The sequence below is a fragment of the Bacillus sp. 7884-1 genome, from assembly GCF_002272245.1.
GTDB lineage: Bacteria > Bacillota > Bacilli > Bacillales > Cytobacillaceae > Neobacillus.
Genome location: NZ_NPDD01000082.1, coordinates 1 through 20,496, shown reverse-complemented (window position 1 = coordinate 20,496; position 20,496 = coordinate 1). Strand labels below are relative to the sequence as shown.

The 20,496-nt window shown below is 38.1% G+C and carries 18 protein-coding genes and 1 riboswitch; of the genes, 8 read left to right on the top strand and 10 right to left on the bottom strand.

The genetic code is table 11. The annotated features are described in order from the left end of the window. From CHI06_RS10970 to asnB, 3 genes are all read right to left on the bottom strand, one after another. Positions 1-1,339 (bottom strand): IS1182 family transposase (locus CHI06_RS10970; RefSeq protein WP_095248592.1); only part of this gene is annotated, 1,339 nt, incomplete at its 3' end. Between the two features lie 163 nt (positions 1,340-1,502). Continuing rightward, positions 1,503-3,017 carry an alpha-amylase family glycosyl hydrolase gene (locus CHI06_RS10965; protein ID WP_095248591.1) on the bottom strand — a complete coding sequence of 505 codons (1,515 nt, stop codon included), beginning with the start codon at positions 3,015-3,017 and terminating at the stop codon, positions 1,503-1,505. A 62-nt stretch (positions 3,018-3,079) separates the two neighbouring features. Beyond that, positions 3,080-4,930 carry an asparagine synthase (glutamine-hydrolyzing) gene (asnB, locus tag CHI06_RS10960; RefSeq protein WP_095248590.1) on the bottom strand — a complete coding sequence of 617 codons (1,851 nt, stop codon included), beginning with the start codon at positions 4,928-4,930 and terminating at the stop codon, positions 3,080-3,082. 164 nt (positions 4,931-5,094) lie between these two features. Between asnB and CHI06_RS10955 the strand changes: the two genes are divergently transcribed. Further along, positions 5,095-5,658 carry a DUF2777 domain-containing protein gene (locus tag CHI06_RS10955; protein ID WP_095248589.1) on the top strand — a complete coding sequence of 188 codons (564 nt, stop codon included), beginning with the start codon at positions 5,095-5,097 and terminating at the stop codon, positions 5,656-5,658. 51 nt (positions 5,659-5,709) lie between these two features. Here CHI06_RS10955 and CHI06_RS10950 read toward each other — a convergent pair whose 3' ends face one another. Beyond that, positions 5,710-6,738, bottom strand: a complete 1,029-nt coding sequence (locus CHI06_RS10950) for a ThiF family adenylyltransferase (protein WP_095248588.1) — start codon at positions 6,736-6,738, stop codon at positions 5,710-5,712. A gap of 221 nt (positions 6,739-6,959) precedes the next feature. On the opposite strand from CHI06_RS10950, the gene CHI06_RS10945 reads away from it, so the two are divergent. Further along, positions 6,960-8,789 carry an aldehyde ferredoxin oxidoreductase family protein gene (locus CHI06_RS10945; protein WP_095248587.1) on the top strand — a complete coding sequence of 610 codons (1,830 nt, stop codon included), beginning with the start codon at positions 6,960-6,962 and terminating at the stop codon, positions 8,787-8,789. A gap of 51 nt (positions 8,790-8,840) precedes the next feature. Here CHI06_RS10945 and CHI06_RS10940 read toward each other — a convergent pair whose 3' ends face one another. The 4 genes from CHI06_RS10940 to CHI06_RS10925 form a co-directional block, all read right to left on the bottom strand. Next, complete coding sequence (locus tag CHI06_RS10940) at positions 8,841-9,113, bottom strand: hypothetical protein (protein WP_095248586.1); 273 nt, start codon at positions 9,111-9,113, stop codon at positions 8,841-8,843. Between the two features lies 1 nt (position 9,114). Next, a complete protein-coding gene (locus CHI06_RS10935) occupies positions 9,115-9,387 on the bottom strand; it encodes a ubiquitin-like small modifier protein 1 (RefSeq protein WP_095248585.1) in 273 nt (90 codons plus the stop codon). Positions 9,388-9,504: 117 nt separating this feature from the next. Beyond that, a complete protein-coding gene (locus CHI06_RS10930) occupies positions 9,505-9,864 on the bottom strand; it encodes a YisL family protein (protein ID WP_095248584.1) in 360 nt (119 codons plus the stop codon). An 84-nt stretch (positions 9,865-9,948) separates the two neighbouring features. Continuing rightward, positions 9,949-10,557, bottom strand: a complete 609-nt coding sequence (locus CHI06_RS10925) for an ATPase, T2SS/T4P/T4SS family (RefSeq protein WP_095248583.1) — start codon at positions 10,555-10,557, stop codon at positions 9,949-9,951. A 202-nt stretch (positions 10,558-10,759) separates the two neighbouring features. Further along, positions 10,760-10,846, bottom strand: a riboswitch (cyclic di-GMP riboswitch). Positions 10,847-11,091: 245 nt separating this feature from the next. On the opposite strand from CHI06_RS10925, the gene CHI06_RS10920 reads away from it, so the two are divergent. From CHI06_RS10920 to CHI06_RS10895, 6 genes are all read left to right on the top strand, one after another. After that, entirely contained in the window at positions 11,092-11,316 is a 225-nt protein-coding gene (locus tag CHI06_RS10920) for a spore germination protein (RefSeq protein WP_095248582.1), read from the top strand. A 17-nt stretch (positions 11,317-11,333) separates the two neighbouring features. Beyond that, positions 11,334-11,555 (top strand): spore germination protein GerPB, encoded by a 222-nt coding sequence (locus CHI06_RS10915; RefSeq protein WP_095248581.1) that lies wholly within the window; start codon positions 11,334-11,336, stop codon positions 11,553-11,555. Positions 11,556-11,586: 31 nt separating this feature from the next. Beyond that, complete coding sequence (gerPC, locus tag CHI06_RS10910) at positions 11,587-12,204, top strand: spore germination protein GerPC (RefSeq protein ID WP_095248580.1); 618 nt, start codon at positions 11,587-11,589, stop codon at positions 12,202-12,204. Next, positions 12,194-12,364 carry a spore gernimation protein GerPD gene (locus CHI06_RS10905; RefSeq protein WP_095248579.1) on the top strand — a complete coding sequence of 57 codons (171 nt, stop codon included), beginning with the start codon at positions 12,194-12,196 and terminating at the stop codon, positions 12,362-12,364. Before gerPC ends, CHI06_RS10905 begins: the two co-directional genes overlap by 11 nt. Before the next feature lie 13 nt (positions 12,365-12,377). Continuing rightward, complete coding sequence (locus tag CHI06_RS10900; protein WP_095248578.1) at positions 12,378-12,758, top strand: spore germination protein GerPE; 381 nt, start codon at positions 12,378-12,380, stop codon at positions 12,756-12,758. Between the two features lie 64 nt (positions 12,759-12,822). Then, positions 12,823-13,041: a spore germination protein gene (locus tag CHI06_RS10895; protein ID WP_095248577.1), complete on the top strand. Its 219-nt coding sequence runs from the start codon at positions 12,823-12,825 to the stop codon at positions 13,039-13,041. A gap of 40 nt (positions 13,042-13,081) precedes the next feature. Here CHI06_RS10895 and addA read toward each other — a convergent pair whose 3' ends face one another. Together addA and addB are read right to left on the bottom strand one after the other, a co-directional pair. After that, positions 13,082-16,867, bottom strand: coding sequence for a helicase-exonuclease AddAB subunit AddA (addA, locus tag CHI06_RS10890; protein ID WP_095248576.1), 3,786 nt, complete (start codon positions 16,865-16,867; stop codon positions 13,082-13,084). Continuing rightward, positions 16,860-20,354, bottom strand: a complete 3,495-nt coding sequence (addB, locus tag CHI06_RS10885; RefSeq protein WP_095248575.1) for a helicase-exonuclease AddAB subunit AddB — start codon at positions 20,352-20,354, stop codon at positions 16,860-16,862. Before addB ends, addA begins: the two co-directional genes overlap by 8 nt. Positions 20,355-20,496: the final 142 nt, after the last annotated feature.

The following is a 20,496-nucleotide window of genomic DNA, read 5'->3' as shown; positions in this document are numbered from 1 at the left end:
CCATCAACTTACGTTTTTTTCCTTCTTGCGCCTTCGTACAGTTTACTCGAAGTGGACAATCCGTACAGTCTTCACATTCATAAATTTTAAACGTGCGCTGGAACCTAGATTTATCTGTTCGATTCGAATGATATTGAAACCTCACTTGCTTTCCGTTCGGACAGGTATAGGCATCGCTTTCTTCATCATACAACCAATTGCTCGTTTTAAAAGGGTCCTTTTTAGATTTTTTCTTTTGTTCATTTAAGTAGTGACCGAATGTAATCAGCGGTGTACGTTTGCGCTTTGATAGTATGTCATCGTAATTTTGTTCGCTGCCATATCCTGCATCTGCGACTATATGTTCAGGCAATGAAAAATACTGCTCTTCAATTTGATTGAGAAATGGTGTAAGTGTTTTTGTATCCGTTGGATTAGAAAAAATACCGTAGGCAAGTGTATATTGTCCTTCAGACGCTACTTGAAGATTATAACCAGGCTTTAATTGGCCGTTTTGCATATAATCATCCTTCATTCGCATGAATGTCGCATCATGGTCTGTTTTGGAATAACTATTCCGTGTGCCAAAGATCTCGAAGTCTTTTTGATATTTTTGCTTTCGTTCAATCCAATCATTAACCTGTTTCACGATTTGTTTAGGTGTTTTTCGATCGCTACGTAACTTTTTGCGTTCATTAACATCACTAGAATTCTCGATTTGTTCCGTATATTCTTCAATGACTTCCTCGAGTTTTTTAGTGATTTGAGATAGCTCTACAATTGAAAGTTGTTCGTCGTTTTCTCGTGTCATTTCAGGAATGATTTGTTTTTCAAGCAGCTCATTGTAAAGCTGATTCGATTTCTCCACCAGATTCGTATTATATTTTTCAACGGATTTCTTCCATACAAAGGTGAATTTATTAGCGTTTGCTTCGATTTTTGTACCATCAATAAAAATCGCTTCCTGATCGATTAGCTTTTCCTGCACAAGCTGACAGCGAAACTGAACAAAACATTGACGAATCAACTCTTGCATTTCTGGATGCACACGGTAACGATTGATTGTACGGTAACTTGGCTCATAGCCTTGGGCTAGCCACATCATACGGATACTATCTTTTACCATACCCTCAATTTTTCTACCCGAGAAAGCGGATTGTGTGTAACCACATAAAATAATTTTAAGCATCATACGTGGATGATGGGCAGGACAACCGGTATGGCGCAGGAAAGAGTCGAAGGCTCCATCAGGAATACTTTCGACTAAATGATGAATGGAAAAAGCAATATCATTTTCTTGTAATTTAACTTCTAAATCTAAAGGTAAAATCAATTGATTCATGTTATAATTTTTAAACATAAGGACACTTCTTTCTGATTTGATTTTTGTAGGGGTACTTAAATTTTATCAGAAGATGTCCTTTTTGTTATGAAAAAAATAAAGCCTGTGAAATTTTACTCCTCGTAAAATTTCACAGGCTTTTTAGGTTCTAGAGGGGGTTTTGTCCCAGCCGCATTTTTTTTTATTCTTTTCTTCTTTTCCTTACTTTTATAATAAATATAGTGAATAAGATGTAGACAAACACTAGTGAACCTATTAGCGTCAGATTAATTCCGCTCTTATTGGCTAACACATAAATTTCTGCTTCATCACGGTCAATGATGAGATCATATTGGTTATCATCATTACTTCGGACTAAGTCTCCATTAAGCATGCCACGCAGTTCTTTTCCACCTTCAATATGATCATTATTTAACGTCACATTTTGAGATTTACTTGTATTATTAATGGCAATAATCGCTGTTTCATCTTGGTATACGCGCTTATAAACCGCCATTCCATCTTTTTCATAAAGCATCTCCATACTTCCCCTTGTCAAAGAAGGAAGCTGATTTCTTATTTCACCTAGCTTAGTCATATAATCAATGAGTTCCTTTTCTGTCCGGAAATTCATTGGCTGACGATTATCTGGAATTTCTCCGCCGTTTAAAGCAATTTCACTGCCATAAAAGACAACAGGGATTCCAGGAGTAGAATATATATAAGTCAAGGCAGTTCTCCAGCGAGCACCTGGAAACTGTTTATTTTTTACGATATCACTTGTAAACCTCGTAGTCATTTCATTATCAAAAAATTGTGGCTGTAATTCAGGGTTCTGAACCTTATTATCATTCAGCCCGCTAAAAGCTTGATTAGTCGTAGCGAAAACATTTCTTAAATTTTCACTATGTTGATAGTCAGTAAGGCTGTCGATGCCAGCCATCACATATTTATCAGAATCAACTGTCCGATTGGCAGAGGTAATCCCTAAGAGAAAGAAGTTTTCCTTTTCACTTTTTACTTCCTTTGAAAAATCACTCCAAAAGGCTACTGGGACATGATTTACCTCTGGAAGACTGTACCCGTCAATATCCGTCTCATTTATCCACCACTTGGCAGCATCGAATAAATAATTTTTGACGTCAGGGTTGTCCTGATTAAGGTCAGGTAAACCATTCACCCATTCATTCTCTATTTCATCCTGATTATTCAAATTATTAATTTCAGTCTTCACATTGAACCAATCCTGCTTTGTTGTCTCTTTCACCCATGGGTGTTCTGTAGAGACATTATTGGTTACAAAATCAATGATTACCTTCATATCTCGTTGATGGGCTTCTTGCACTAGTTTCTTAAATGTTTTTAGCGAGCCAAAATGCTCATCAGGCTGATAAAAGTCATTTATCCAATAGCCATGATAACCTCCAGAAGTATTATCGAATATAGATGTTAGCCGGATTGCTGTGAAACCCATATCCTTAAGAAAATCGAGCTTATCAATGACTCCCTGAAAATCTCCGCCATTATAGGCTAAAGGGTCTAAAGTATTAACATCAATATCATTCTTCGTATTAGCATTAAAAAAACGATCCACCATTATAGAATAAACAGTTTCTTCCTGCCATTCCCGGGTCTCCCTTTCCGAGGCCCCGTAAACTGGCACTGCCGAAAAAATAAAAATACAAAATAAAATGAGTGTAATCAAGGTTTTTTTCATCTTCAATCCCCTTCCATACACTCATTTTAATCTAATAAAGTTATGAATCCAACTATAAACGCCTATGCATTTACTATATTAATATTGTAATCTTTAAACCAAATATCTAATTGAATAAAATAGGCCAATAGCTGTGGTCCTGACATTAACTGACCAAACCATGGCTCTTTAAAGGAATTACCTCCGGAATCTACCAGTTCATTTAGTAAATCTCGATTGAATATTTCAAATAGTACCGAGGATTTATTCGTTAATATCTCTTTTAATTGTTGTTGGACTGCCAATGTGTATGCTGGATTATGGGTTTTGGGATACGGACTTTTCTTTCGATAAAGTACTTCCTCCGGAAGAATTCCTTCAAAAGCTTTTCTTAAGATTCCCTTTTCCCTGCCATGAACCATTTTTATATCCCACGGGATGTTCCAAACATATTCTACAAGACGGTGGTCTGCAAATGGAACTCTGACCTCAAGACTTGCTCCCATACTCATTCTATCTTTTCGGTCAAGTAGCGTTGTCATAAAATGTGTCATATTAATATAAAAAAGCTCTCGCCGTTTTGCTTCTTCGATGCTTTCTCCCTCCAATTTAGGAGTTTCCTGAACGGCTTGCTTATACTTTTCAATCACGTAATCCTTTAATTTAAGTCTTTGCTGCCAATCGGCTCTTAACAAATTATTTCTTTCATTAACCGAACGCATCCAAGGAAATCCTGGTCTCTCTAAATCTTCCTTGCGGTGAAACCAAGGGTAGCCTCCAAAGATCTCATCCGCACATTCCCCAGAAAGACTAACAACAAAGTCATTTTTTATTTCCTTACAAAACCAAAGCAAGGAGGAATCAATGTCAGCCATACCAGGACAATCACGAACATGAACCGCTTCTGTTAAGTCTTTCACTAATTGTTCTTGAGAAATTGTTTTAAAATGGTGCTTTGTATCAAACTCACTGGTCACAATCTTGATCCACTTTTCATCCGCATTTGGCTGAAATTCGTTTGCTTTGAAAAAGCGATCGTTTCCTTCATAGTCAATAGAATACGTATGAAGCTGACCTTTACCTTGGTCTTTAAATCCTTGTGCAGCAATTGCAGTAATAATACTTGAATCAAGCCCCCCTGATAAGAAGGTAGAAAGCGGAACATCGGATACTAGCTGCCTTGTTACAGCATCTGTTACCAAATAGCGTACCTTTTCGGCCGTATCCTCCACATTATCTTTATGCAAATCACTCTTTACATTCCAATAACGCCAAATCTTTAAGCCGTTTTTTGAAAAAGTCATGGCGTGTGCCGGACGCAGCTCCTTAATGCCTTTAAAAATCCCAGACCCCGGAGTCCTCGAAGGTCCTAAACCGAAAATTTCAGCAAGCCCCTCATATTCTAGCTCTGTTTTCATTCCAGGGTTCTTAAGAATTGCCTTTATTTCCGAAGCAAATACAATCCCCTTATTTAATTCCGTAAAAAACAGCGGTTTAACACCTAATCGATCCCGTCCAATAAAAAGCTGCTCTCTCTTTGAATCCCAAATAGCAAAAGCATAGATACCGTTTAAATGATTTACACACTCTTCTGCCCATTCTATATAGGCAGTTAACAGAACTTCTGTATCAGAATGACCTTTGAAAGAATATCCTTTAGTAAGGAGAATTTTGCGGATATCTTCAGTATTGTACAACTCCCCATTATAACAAATTGTATATTGTATACCATCTTTTTGTTTAGTCATCGGCTGTCTTCCCCCCTCAGGGTCCACCACAATCAGCCGCTTATGACCAAAACCAACATGACTATTCAACCAAAGGTTTGTCTCGTCTGGGCCCCTTTTCGCAAGGGTATTTGCCATTTTTTCCAATGTATCCTTTTCATTCTTTATATCAATTGTAAAATCAACCCATCCTGTTACTCCGCACATAATAAAATCTCCTCTCTCCAGTTTAGCAGCTGGATAAACGTTACATGTTTTATAGTATTCAGCCCAGTTTATTTGGTAAATTGTCCAAATTAAAGATAAACAAGTTATAAAATCTCACAAAGATGTCTACAAAGAAAATGAAGTATTAGGCACGGAGGTTAAACATGAATCGACAACAAAGAATTAAACTTTTGGATTTTCAACTGAGGGCCTATAACGAAGGAGCAGTTGAACAAATAAGTGATCAATGGATATTTTTTGATCAAGAAACAGAGGAAGCAGCGATGCTTGATGACTTTCTTCAACAAGAGATAGAAATATTTCGCGTTAATCGATGGAAGAAAGGAATTTTAATTGACTCTGGGAAGATACGAATTGGAAATGAGATCATTATGCTTCGTGATCATGATTTGGTTAGAATAAGGAAGCATTTAATCTACTCGTTGGAAAGACTTTTAGAGGGAATGAATGATGACGCCTTTTTTCAATTTATCACAACATTAAACTCGTTAGATTTTTCTATATATGATTGTATCTATTGCTACAATCACCTTTCTTTCCTATCCGATGAAAAGCGAAGAGATGGGGTAAACTTTATTGTTTTCGATAATCAGGAACAAATCTGTAATGTGCAGCACCATTTTTGTTATTTTGAAAAGGTCAATGATCGCTTTGAATTCACCCTAAATACCGGAAAACGATTGGTTATCGAAAAAATGATTTCTTAGAGAAAAAAGGTGTATTTTTCAATTTGAAAAAATACACCTTTTTTCTATTATTTAGTTTCCAATATATTTTGAATAAAGGGATTTTGCTTTTACGACATCGTTTGTACCATGGATTAGTACTCGACCATCTTTGAATATGACGATAGTTGTTTCTGAATTGGGAGAGAAACGAAGTAAAAATTGGTTTCCGGTTACTTTTCCATTTTTCTTTAGGTGTTCACTAAGTTTTTTTAAGTCTCGTTCGCGCTTTTCTCTAAAATATATTTGCACGGTGTCTCGACCGCAAAGAGAACTATAAGATTCCTGGATGCTGGATGAACGATCTAGGAAGTCAAATTGGTGATCTACACATGTCGGACATTGTGGATTTCTCCCTTCGGTTATATCCATTGAAAAAAAAGAGGTATCCCATATATCAATTTGCTCAAGGTTAGAACTTGTGGAGGCTCCTATTAATAGTTTTATCGCTTCCATTGCTTGAAAGGAACCAATTATATCCGTTATTGGTGACAGAACACCAATCGTGTCACAAGTTTCGCCCCTGCCAGCTGGAACTTCTGGAAATAGACAGCGATAGCATGGAGTTATTCCTGGTTTAATAACGGCAAACATTCCTCTTGAACTAACTGCTGCCCCATGGACCCAAGGAATACCATACTTAACTGCAACATCATTGATCAAGTATCGGGTCATAAAATTATCCGTGCCATCAACGAGACAATCAAACCCTGCTAGCAATTCTTCAGCATTATCAAGGTTTAAATCTGTGATAACTGCGTCTACTTTAACAGTTGAGTTTATAGTTTTCAGCCTCTTTTGGGCTGCAACTGCCTTTGGAAGATTTAAATTAACATCTTCTTCGTTAAAAAGTGATTGACGCTGTAAATTGGAAAGGTCAACTACATCTCTATCAATTAACCTTATGTATCCTACACCCGATCGGACCAAATGATTAGCACATACTGTTCCGAGTGCTCCGACACCGACAATAGCCACCTTGCTTTTCAGCAATTTTACCTGCCCCTCTTCCCCTATTCCGGAAAAAAGAATTTGTCTTCCGTATCGTCCTAAATCGTCCATATGCGATCCTCTTTTCTAGATTAGTAATACATTCTAACGACTCACGTAATCTACGTTAATTTTAATTGAAATTTAGAAAAGTTTAAATATTAAATATATAAAAATAATTGTATAATAAGAATTGGGTTTATTTATTAATTTTGAGAGGAATATCCTATTAATATTTTTTAATATAAATAGGAGAAAAGCTTCAATTTATTAATGAAAGAGAGGGAGAAACTTTGAATTTAGGCGGTTTTAAAAATAAAGAAGTAGTAGTTGATTTAACAGCAGGTACAATTAATTACAGACCAATTAACGAAGAAGATGCAAAAAAGTACATTGGCGGCCGCGGTCTCGGAGTTAAGTATGTACTTGATAACGGTCCTGAAGTAGAGCCATTATCGCCTGAAAACATGCTTTGTATCATGACTGGCCCTGTTACTGGTTCACGTTCTTCCATGAGTGGACGTCTTTGTGTTGTTACGAAGTCTCCGTTAACTGGAACGGTTACTGATTCTCATATGGGAGGATGGACCGCAGCACGTTTAAAGTGGGCAGGGGTCGATAATATCATCCTTACAGGTAAAAGCGACAAGCCTGTTTATCTTTATATCGAAGATGGTAAGGCGGAACTGCGTGATGCTTCAGATTTATGGGGCAAAGGAACAAGAGAAACAGTTAAAACGATGCAGGCTAGATACGGCGAACAAGACCTTAGTGTCATGACGATTGGTCAAGCCGGTGAAAACACAGTTAAGTTCGCTTCCTTTATTAACGAGCATGACCGAGCTGCTGGACGTGGCGGAACTGCCGCTGTTGCTGGCTATAAAAAATTGAAAGCGGTTGTAATTAAGGCACCTCAAAAAGGTAATATGCCTCAGCCTAAATTAGAAACCGAATATAGAGAAGCAAACAAAAAGGCAGTAAAGGCCATTCTTGACGGAGGTTTAACAGCCCCAAATAAAGGCGGTCTTTCTGTTTATGGGACCAACGTTTTAACAAATATCATCAATGAGGTTGGCGCCCTTCCAACCAAGAATTCTCAGTTCACACATTGGGATGAAGCAGAAAAGCACAGCGGTGAATATGTAAACCAGCATTTGCTCGTTAAAAACAATACATGCCACGCCTGCCCTGTAGGCTGCAAAATCGAAGTTGAAGTAAAAGATGGCAAGTATAAAACAAGAGTCGAAAGCTTTGAATTTGAATCTTCCTGGTCACTTGGCTCTAACTGTTTATTAAGTGATGCGGAAGCTATTTCTTATTTGATCGACCAATGTAATGAGTATGGGCTCGATACTATTGAGTTAGGCCATTGCTTCTCTGTTACGATGGAAGCCTATGAAAAGGGGTTAATCACCGAGGAACTAATCTGGGGCGATGCAGATTCCATGATTGACTTAACAAAGAAGATTGCATTCCGTGAAGGCTTTGGCGGTCTCCTTGCAGAGGGTCCTGCAAAAGCAACAGCTTCCTGGGGTGCACCTGAGCTTTCTATGTCTGTAAAAGGACAGTCTATACCTGCCTATGATCCACGTGGAATTCAAGGTATTGGTCTTGGTTATGCAACAAGTAACCGCGGTGCCTGCCATTTACGCGGATATACGGTTGCGAGTGAGATTGCAGGTATTCCAGAACCTACAGATCGCCTTAAGCCTGAAGGTAAAGGCGAGTTATTAAAAATATTCCAAGATATGCTTGCATTCTCTGATTCTATGAATATCTGTAAGTTTTCATCCTTCTCAGAAAACGCGGAGCATTATGCTGAACAATACAGTGCAATGACTGGTGTTCCGATGACTGCTGATGATGTGATGAAGGCTGGGGAAAGAATTTACAATCTTGAGCGTTATTATAATAACTTAGCAGGGTTCGATAAGGAAGAAGATGACTATCTTCCAAAACGATTCACTGAAGAGCCTGCCTCTGGTAATAGTACCGGGGAAGTTAGCAGAATGGATATCATGCTTGGAGAGTACTATCAAGTACGCGGCTGGGAAAACGGAAAAGTTACCGAGGCAAAACTTCGTGAACTTGAAATCATTGATCCGGAAAATCAGTTAGTATAATAATATGAAGGCTTCTGCATTTATGCAGAAGCCTTTTGTTTCAGAAATTAACTATCCGCCTATCCTCCTGGTTTTCACCCGATAATTTTTGATAAGCTCTTTAAGCATCCTATCATCTGAAGCATTAAACCGAATATGTACAGAATTGACTTTAAATGTAGAAGTAATTGAAAGCTCCTCTTCCCTAACTATTTCACCACACCATTCATTAGATTTATAAATGTAAGGGAAATCATCTGTCATTTGTTTTCCGCCTAACTCTTCAAAATACATACCAAGATGCTTCCGATTGATTCCACGAAACTCCAATTCCTGCTTTGGCATATTACCCACCTGCAACTGGAGGGAATAGTGCAAATTGATCGGTTTCTTTTACAATGGTCTCAAGACCATCCAAATGAATAATATTTCTTCCGTTTATAAAAACATGAACAAATGGAAGCAGTTGTTTTTCAGGAGTAAATATTTCAATCTTTAAATCAGGAAACATCTCAACCATTTTATCTAGTACATCAATGACTCGTTGACCATCAGGGTTAACCTCTACTCCAACTCCGCCGCAAATTTCTCGGAGATTAGCAAATACTCTTACTAGCATATGAATCACTCCTCTTCACTTACTTAAATAGTAAAACTATTTGCAATAATTGTCATCCTTTTTTAAACGTAGAAAGAGCTGTCAGGAAACCCAACAGCTCTTTCAAATATATTGTACTTATACATGGAAAATTGACATAGGTAATTTATCAAAGCCTAAATAGAGTACAAGCAAGAACGCGATAGCAAACTGTATCCACAAAACGGAAGTCTTTCTTTTTTGCGCAACCTTACTTAGAATCATTTCTAATAAGCCAATTAACCATATTCCTACAACTGCTTTTAGTATATACAACATATCTATATTGGAAAGCATGAACATTAGTCCAATACCTGTTGCAATAATGAGCAAATAAAGAACACGCAGTATCATTCGGACAATTTTAGCGCCCTTTTCTTTTCCACCTTTTAGTAAAAATATAGCGACAATAAATAAAATTAGGGCCAAAACCCAAGCTGTAACGTGACCATGAATCATTTATTCTTCCTCCTATGTATGCAAGTGCTTTTAGCAACACTATCATACCATAGGCATACCTAAAATCCTAAAAAAAAGCTAGACCTAATAATAAGAACCTTCAAGAAGTCTAACAGTAAAAATATCTCTAAGCACAATATTTTCCCCTTGTATTCCCTTAACCTCTGTTATCTTCGTAATTTTTCTTGTTCCATCATTTATTCGTGAAAGGTGGACAATGATGTCAATAGTACCAGCAATTTGTTCCCTAATTGCTTTGATAGGCAAATTCATCCCCTCTAGATAGGCAATGATTTCCAAGCGATCAATCATATTATTTGGACTGCTGGAGTGTCCTGTTGCAAGAAAACCATCAAGTCCTTTATTTTCTTTCCTAAGTATTTCACGTCCATCCTTATCACGGACATCTCCAATCATATTCCTTTCCTCTTTTGGAATGAAAGTGGAAAGTGCATTGACAAGAGTTGTTTTACCTGAACCTGTTCCTCCGCTTACTAGAATATTTAATCTAGCTTTAACACATGTACAGAGGAAGAGTGCCATTTCTTTTGACATGGTCCCGTTACGAATTAAATCCTGCAGCTCTAGAGGTTTCCATGAATTCCTTCTTTTAGCCAGCCTTTTTAACTCGTACAATTTGTGCTCTGCACCTTTTCCCTGATTATTTTGTTGAATCTGTTTTAGTAGTCCCATAGAATGCCACCCGCCTTATTCTTGTTTTTTTGAAAACTGCTTTAATCACAAAACATAAAGAAGAAATGATCGGTTTGGCAGGGTTGGTAAATTAGCATAAAAATAACCCCGCCTTTACCGAAAGGGGGGGGTTAACAATGTAGTACAAACAATCTACATAGAATATGTATATTGCTGTAGCGTACGTAAAACACCCTGTTCTTTCGGTAACTGGCTGGCGTAGTGCAAATGCACCTTAGCCCCTTTAGCTTTGCGTCACTGATTTTCACCAGTTTTGCCTTTATCGAGAATCAGTGTATTTATTTTCCGACTGACCTCTTAAACACATCATAAGTCCTTTTCTTATTATCTCATATCCTACTAATATACCATTTTCAACAATAACATAGGCAATTATACCTAATTCTATTATTTTCCCAACATACAACTGTAAGATTTTTAAAAGATCACTTTTTACTTTTATTGGGCGAATGAATCACATTACACCAACCCATACATACGATATTAGGAGAAAACAGGTGAAGGGTGTTGTTTATGCCAGCGATTGTAGGAGTTGCACAAGTCATTTCACTTGGCAGCAGTTCAGTTTTTCATATTGGAGATGTCTATAAAATCATGCCATTTTCATCCGCAAGAACTTTCTCCGGGGCTGGATCCTTTAATACGGGTGAAAGTTTAAATGTTCATAATAATAATTTAAGTAATACGAACACATACGATTCAGACGGTGTAGATCAAGGAATCCTCCTTAATGCGTAAGGAAAGGTTGGTTTTATATGAATTTCTATATTCAGCAGTCGATTCAAATAAATTTTATAAAAATTAACAGTATTGTTAATTCTTCTGTCCTACAAATTGGCAGTGCGGGAATCATCAAACCTGCCTCCTATTTGTATAATACAGGATGTTTTACTGAGCCAGCACCAGAGGTTGGAGGAACTCAAACATCCAGTGGGCAAATTCTTTCAGACACTTTTTCAGTGCCCCTAGAAGGCTAATAAGGAGAATGTTAGACAGTGAGGTGATGGTATGTTTCAGGATTATTCTCAATTTCTTCAATGGGTACAAATGACTTTACAGGCACAAGAAAATAGAATTGTAACTCTGGAAAAGACCATTCAAGAAATCCAGAAAGAAATAAAGCAATTAAAGGATAAGCCTAGTATTCAGGTTGATAAGATTGAGTATAAATTCGACCAATTAAAGGTTGAAACTCTTGAAGGAACATTAAACATTGGTCTAAATCCATCGGATTTGCAAAATATTGAAGATTTTGCTGTAGAAAACCAATCCCTTAAAACACCCATCCATCCTAAAGCACACATGCAGCGGTCGATGAAAATAGAAGAATCAATTTATGAGTATTTAGAAACTGAACTTCCTTCACTTTTTAAGGAATCTCAAAATCAATTAAATGTTCAGTTAGATGATTCTTATTTAGATTTTATCAAACAAGATATACTGAAACAGCTTCCAGCCAGGATTGATTACCATATTCAAAGTACAACAATTAATCGTGGAAGCGAACTAAATCCTGAGGAGACCATTATCGAGTTAATCAAACAGGAAATTAAAAAAGGAGTTTTAATATTTATTAATCACTTGCCAAAGAATGTGAAAGGAATGAATACACAAAATGAACTTTGAAGTATATAATCGGGACCTTCATGTTGATACAATTAGAATTCTAGGCGTTGCAAGTTCTTCACTTGTAATGGTTGGTGACACACAAACGATTCAATTGGCAGCAACTTTCGATACTCCACCGGAATCACTCATAATCGGGCCGTTTGTACCACTTTTTTAGGTAGGCTTAAAGTATGTTTCAGAGATCTTCTGTAGTAAACGCAATCAAAGTGAATTCGGGTACCTTTTCCTCTACCATCCAGCTTGGAGATTCCCGTATTATTAATGGATTTTCTCGTGCTTTAGCGGTTCAAAGGGAAGCTGAAACTTTTTATGTAGAGGAGGGAAATTTTTTAAACTATCCTATTTTTTTAGAACCAATTCCTTTATCGCCGATCACTGAAAAAATCTCACTATCAATTCATAATACTCTGCCTGTTATTAAGGTCAATAATATTTCTATCCTTGCCATGTCTTCATCTGCGATTTTACATGTTGGAAACAGTGAAAATGTCTCAATGGAAGCCAGGATAAAACATATCAGACAACTGCACCATATTGTGGATGAACAATGACAAGATTTCAGTCATATGATATCAATAGGATAGTAAGGACTAAATAATGAAAAGGATGTTTTTAATGCCAGCGATAATTGGTCCAGTACAGATTGTGAACGTTGGTGGCGGAATTGTGCAATTCGGGGATACTGTATATATTTCTCCAAAAAGTGCCTCAAAGACTAATGCTGGTTCTGGGGGATTTAATACAGGTGGGATCATATTTACAGCAAGCGGATTAAGCGGCACCAATGTTCTTGACGCTGATTTGGTTGACCAGCCAATAGGCGGTAACAATTGAAAAACGACATAAACCAAATTAGGTTTATGTCGTTTATTTTTTATATATTTTCTTTTTCTAGCCTTAAAATATGAGCCCCGTCAAAGAAGAATAGATATCTTTCATTGACTTTTCGCTTCCAGATTTGTTCCAACGCTTTTGTATATAAATTGATTTGCAATCGGTATCGCTCTTCTAGTATTGGTTTAGCTTGAATAAACCCACCCTTGTAACGGTCAGATATGCCATCAGATTTAAAGTCAATAAGGACAAGTCCATTCTCATCCTCAAAAACGCAGTCGATTATCCCTTGGACAAACACAGATTCATCTTCATCCTTCCATGCTGGATAGACTTCTGATGCAGGCAATGAAAGAGTAAAGGGTATTTCACGATTGACCACTTTCGCATTCATAATCCTTTTGCCTAAATCTGACTCGAAAAATTCTGCAATTAACTGGGTATTAATGACCTCCGCCTGTTCAACCGTTAACAGCTCATCGTTAACCATCCGCTCTACTTGAGACTCAACGTTCTCTAACGTAACAGGTCTTGTCAAATCAACATGCTGCATGACCATATGGAGGGCAGTCCCTCTCTCGGCAGGGCTTAAGGACTTTTCCTGCATAAACTTAGGACGTTTCGTAATTGATTTTTTAAACTTACTTAACAAGTCGGTACCACTTTGCTCATCAGACATTTCTCGCTGACGCTTCATTTCAGAAACTGATTGCTTCGAGCGATGTGTCGAGGCATTGGAGAAGGAATATTCCCATGTTAAGCGAGACTTAATTTCTTCCCCAAAGGAAGAGGTTATCGGAATCATTTCCTTTTTTTCTACCCGCTCTAGTAAGGTGTCTGTTTCCATCTTCTTAATGATTTCCTGACTTTTTACTTCTTCAGCACTCATTACTGTCATTTTCCATGCCGAAGGGTGACAGGTAATCTCGGTTGGGACAAGTGTATAATCAGATTTTCTGAAATCTTGACTATCCTGATGCCGAATAACCGCTGGTCCAACCCAATCCATATAACAGCCTGCCGCTGCTCTTTCATAATCCTTGAGCAGCCAATCTGTATTCGCAGTTACATCATTCCACTGCTCTATTTTTTTATCTGCATCCTTCAAGGTGCCTATTAAATAAAGCTTTTCTTTCGCCCGAGTCAAGGCCACGTAAAGAACCCGCATTTCTTCTGCCAGCATTTCCATTTTCTTTCGACGCTTAAACGCAATTTGAGGTAAAGATGGATAAGAAATTCTTTTTTCTATATTTACATATTTCGCTGCTATGCCGTACTCTTTATCGAGCATATACGGCTTCCTTATATCAGACATATTAAAGTTTCGCGACAATCCTGCAATAAATACGACTGGAAATTCAAGCCCTTTACTGCTATGAATGGTCATAATCCGAACTACATCTTCCTGCTCGCCAAGCGCTCTTGCTGCTCCAAGGTCGTCTCCTCTTTCAATCATTCTCTCAACAAAACGTAAAAAGCGGAATAACCCTCGAAATGAAGTCTGCTCATATTGCCTTGCCCTATCGTACAAAGCACGCAAGTTTGCCTGCCGCTGTTTCCCGCCTGGCAACCCTCCTACAAAGTCATAAAACTGTGTATCCCGGTACAGCTGCCAAATTAGTTCTGAAAGTGATCCCTGGCGCGCCATGGAACGCCATTCGTCCAAGTAATCATAAAAACGCCGGACCTTTTCGTATACCTGTTCCGTTTTTTCTGTAGGTGTGCTGCGACAGAACCTCTTAAGAGACTCCCAAAAAGTTCCCTTACTGTGCAGTCGTATTTGTGCAAGCTCCTCTTCGTTTAGCCCGACGATAGGAGAACGCAAGACAGAAGCCAACGGAATATCTTGGAACGGGTTATCAATTACCCTTAACAACGACATCATAATCGCAACTTCAGTTGCTTCAAAATAACCAGTAGAAAGGTTTGCGTAAATCGGGATTCCTTGTTGTTTGAACTCTTCGATTATTTGAGGTGCCCACGTCATGGAACGGAGCAGGATCACCATATCCCGATACATGACCGGACGGTATGATGCTGTTTTTGGATTATAAACTTTTGTTTCATTTGCAATTAATTGTTTAATCTTTGAAGCCATCACTCTAGCTTCGAGCTGCGATTTTTCTAAATCCACCTCATCAAATTCAGAAGGTACGCTCTCTGTTTCTGATTCAGCAGCCTCAGGTGGCAATTCTTTACCAACATTATTTTGATTTATCAACAATAGCTCGATAGGAAATGGTTCATCCTCAGGGTATGGCGCACCGGGCCGGAGTTCAGCGGCTTCATCGTATTCTATTTCTCCAACCCTTACACCCATGATTTGTTTAAATAAATAGTTTGTTCCTTCAAGAACCTCTTTCCGGCTTCTAAAATTACGGGCAAGATCAATCCGTAATCCAGTCCCTTTACCGTCCTGCCTGAAACGATTATATTTCCCCAAAAATAGATTTGGTTCAGCTAAACGAAAACGATAAATCGACTGTTTAACATCACCAACCATAAACAGATTACCATTTATCTCATCTTCTTTTGCAACCAGCCTTAAGATCGTTTCCTGAACCATATTGACGTCCTGGTACTCATCAACAAATACTTCATTAAAATGGTTTCTATAGGCTATTGCAGCCTCTGAGGGGAGAAATACTCCATCAGAGCTGATTTCTCCCGTTAAGATGGCTAGACAATAGTGCTCCAAATCTGCATAATCAACTAATCCCTTTTCACGTTTCGCTTTCTCAAAGCGCTCAGAAAAAGCAGTAACCAAATGGACAAGAGTTTCAATTAGAGGGCGCATTTGGTCCATATCTTGTAAGAAGCCTTCTGGCTTTCTTACAAAAAGCTCTTCTTTGATATCTTGAATCTTCTTTTTGGCTTTATCACGTAGTTTTTGAGCTTTCTCAGTCAACTCTTTATCAAATTGGTCCCCTTTTACTTGTTTTGCTCTTGTGAAAGTCCATGTCTGCATGGCATTGTAAAGAGCTGACCATGAATCTCGATTTGCCTGTATAAGGGTATCAATGACATTTAGATCATCTAGAAAATTCTCTGCCCTTGGTGCCGGACCACCAGGAAGCTTTGTTACTTCCAATCCACGCTGTATCATTTCCTTAGCACCCTCTAGTTGAAGCTCAATATCAAACAACAGTGCTTGAATAAATGGTAATTCTTCTAGATTCGCTACCTTAGTAGTATCATACATATCAATCATGGACTGTAAATAATGACTAGGCACAGGATTCGACGCAGCAAAATCATAAATATCCCGGACGATATCCATTAAGCCACTATCGCTCCGGTCACTGGTAAAGGAATCAACTAACCGAAAAAATGGCTCATTATCCTTTAGCCCATACTCCTCTTCAAATAGCTCATCCATTACTTCATCCCGAATTAATTGTGCCTCTGTCTCATCAGCAATTCTAAAGCCAGGATCTACATCAATGAGATAATAGTATTTTCGGATAACCTCCATACAAAAGGAATGCAGGGTCGAAATGGATGCTTTATTTAATAAGCTTAGCTGCTTTCGTAAATGCCTTGATTTTGGGTCTTTATTTATCGCCTTTTCCAATGCTTCGCCGATTCGATGACGCATTTCAGCTGCAGATGCGTTCGTAAATGTTACGACTAATAATTCATCGACATCAATCGGGTCATCTTCCGAAACAATTTTTTGGATAATCCGTTCCACCAAGACAGCCGTTTTACCAGAGCCTGCTGCTGCTGCAACAAGGATGTCTTTATTTTTCTCCATAATGGCCTTCCATTGGTCTTCCGTCCAAGTTGCCCCCTCAGGTTTAGGTGGTATTACAAAACTACTCATTTACACCTGCCCCCTTTCTGATTAATTCAAAGATTGTTTTCTTTGGCTGAGGTGTAAGAATTCGGTAATGATTTTCAATTGACTCGTCAAATTGACAAACAGATTTATAGGAACAAAATGTGCAAGGCGTTTTATCTTTTAGTTTAAAAGGAGCGATTTCAACTTGGCCGTCCACTATAGCTTCCCCTGTAGTTTGATAGAGCTTTCTGACATAATTCCTAAGGTCATCAAATTCATTTAGGCTCGCTACTTTTGATTTCTTCGTAAGGTTTCCATCTTTTTTAATCCCCGCCGAAATAATCTGTGAATCACCTGATTCAAGGCTTTGGTCCATCAGTTTGAGGACATCTTGGTCACCCACCATTAAACCGTTCATCTTGAATTTTTTCATGATTTCCTTTTCTATATCATCAACGGTTAGCAATTTGTTCGTGCTTATCATCGGGTTGTGGACATGGAAATAAAGGACTCCCGCAGGGCTTGCTTTCATTTCTATCAGTTCATCCGAATGCGTAATGACGATATCTAAGTAGGTTAACATTTGGAGGGCAAGTCCATAATATACCTCGTTTAAATTAACATCCTTTTCACTCGATTTATAATCAATGACACGTAAATAAGTATTGTTATTTTCACCTTTTGCTTGATCTACCCTGTCAATTCGGCCAGCTAATTCCATTCGTTTTCCACTTTTTAATGAAAACGTTAATGGCGGAAGCTGGCCATTCTTTCCAAAACTTAGCTCTAATCCGATTGGTGAGAAGCCACTTACTTTTGCATGATTGCTTAATACTTGAGAAGCCCTTGTAATAATCTGTTCTAATTTCCTTTTTATATAATGATGCCGCTCAGAGCTTAGCAGTATTTCGTTTTGGAGCTTTGGTGCTAAAGCATTCACTGCCTCCTTAGCCAGTTCTTCACATTGCTTCTTGGTAAGAGAATCCCAGCTAAGTTTTTGCTCATTGACAAAGTCAGATATATACTTCAATGCTGCGTGAAATAACTCACCAATGTCAGGGGCTTCCAACCGAAATACTTGCCGTTCACGAAGCTTTAGTCCGTGTTGTGCAAAATGAGAAAAGGCACAGCCATTATATAGTTCCATCCTAGAAACACTTGCTTGAATCGTATCACCATACAATTCATCCGCTGTTTCCTTTAATAGCTGCACGGTCTGGTTGGTATAAAAGAGAGAGGAGAATACCCTCTCTGCCCTTGTCTTCCACGCATTTGTGATATAAAAGTTATATACATCCCACCACAGGTCTGAAATGGGATAATTACGCTTTTTCAACTGAAGCTGTGAGGTCAAGTAGGACAGTGTTGTTTTGTGGTTAGTAACAAAGTTCAACTGCTCCTTTTCTGTTAACTCAGCAGGATCTGTACCATAAAAATGCTCTTCTAACTCTGGATACATATCTTTCAATCTCTTAATATACGAAGAAGGTATTAATGCTTTTCCTTCATCATTTGCAAGCGGGTAGCTGACATAAAGAGCTTCTGAAGGTGTGGTTAGTGCTTTGTAGGCAATAAAATTCTCATCCAATAAACGTGTTCTACTGCTGGGTGCCACTGTTAAGTCAGCAGCTATCAACATTTCACGCTCTTCATCGGATAATATCCCTTCATCGGCAATTTTAGCAGGTAATATCCCCTCATTTACACCAACAACAAAGGCTGCCTTAATATCTGTTAATCTAGATTTTTCTATGTCCCCGATTATTACTTGATCCAGTGCTGGCGGAATAAGTGAAAAATAGAGAGATTCAAATCCTGCTTCTAATATAGTGGAGAATGACTTTAAAGAAACATTTTCATCCCCTAGTATCTCAACATACTGATCTAAGAGATCAATACATGCATTCCACACCTGTTCATGTTCACGCATTTTTACTAAATTGCCTTTTTGTTCAGCTTCTATTTTTAAATTTTCTAGTTTTAAATGAACATCTAAATCTTCTAAATATAAATAGATTGCTTCACAAAGCTTTCTCCCTGAATCAGCTTTTTTCAGCCTTCTAGACAAGCGCAGGATCGGGGCAGATACCATAAGCTTCAATTCATTCAATTGCTGTTCCATTTCTTTTTCAGCGTCTGTTTGGACATTAGCTTCCAATTCTAAGCCCTTGAAGCGTCGATACGTCCAACGATCTTTTTTCGTCCATTTACTCCCTTTAATGCCATATGCGAGCACATAGTTTTCTAACCTATCCATTTTCTCCCGCATTTTATCCGGATTTTCCTGAAGTGGATATAACAATTCTGTTTTAATAACCCTAAAAACAGGCTCATATCGCCAAAATGACTGAATCACTTCCAGGGTTGACCGAATTAATTCAATCAATGGATGATTTAGCATGGTTCTTTTTTGGTCAATAAAATAGGGAATTTGATAATCGGAGAAAACAGGCTCTACGATTTCATGATAATCACTGCCATTTCTAATCAAAAGCGCAATGTCCTTGTAGCGAAAATTCTTAGTCCGAACCAACTGAAGAATTTCGCGTGCAATCCCCTCAATTTCCGCTCTACGATTAACAGCCTGTCCAATATGGATGTCAGCTTGTCCATAATAAGAGGATGCTGGCCTTGTATCGAAATTCCTCTCTAAATGACTTAGAGATGGATTATTCCATTTTTGTTGATGAGATAGAAAGGTTTGATTCTCTATTTCGATTCCTTCAGATTTTGCCAATTCTTGTATAGAGTAACTAGCCTCGGTCGACAAGCGAAACAAATCTAATTCATCTGGAGGTGCTGTAAAGGACTCTCGATCTGTCGTCATAGTAATAGTCACTCTCGGACAATGTTTCATTAATTCTTTCATGACAAGTAATTCCTGTGGCGTAAAGCTATTAAAACCATCTATATAAATTTCTGCATCTTGCAAGTAAGTCGATTGTGAGATCTTTTCTGAAAGCAAACGAAAATAGTCTTCGGAATCAATGTATTTTCCAAAGACCTCATCTTCAAATTGTCGATAAATAATCTCTAAATCATTCAGTTTATCCTTCAAGGCTCTTGAAGCTGTTTCACCATTTCCATTGTTCTTTTCAGCCTCCTGTGTCAGCTCTTCTGGTGTAATGCAATATCGCTTAAATTCAGTAATCATCTGTTCGACCTGCTGAACAAAACCATTTTTATCCGCTGCACGCTGAAACAATCTTAATTGGTCTTTCTTATCTTCAATAATTCTCCGAATGAGCATGCTTATTCCCACACTGCTTAGATGATAACGGCTTATGCCGCCAGTCTCCTGCAGTATTCTCCAAGCTAATCGCGAGAAACTATACACTTGTGCACGAATCATTCCACCAAGTATGGGATTCGTTGCCAGACGATATTCTGTTGAAAACGTCATCTGCTCTGGAACAATATAAATAATCGGTGCTCCCTCTGGATTTTCCAGCAGCCGGCCTTGTATTTCGTTCATACACATTTGAGTTTTACCGCTTCCCGACCTTCCAGTTATCATTCTTAAAGACATGTTTCTTCCCCGCTTTCCGATTACCTCTCTATCATTTAATACTCTCATTTTATCACAAAAAGAGCACAAACGTTTGGAACACTTCCAAACAGATTTAAACCAGTTATGGTAAATTTTTAAACAAAGGCTGTGTTAAATTAGG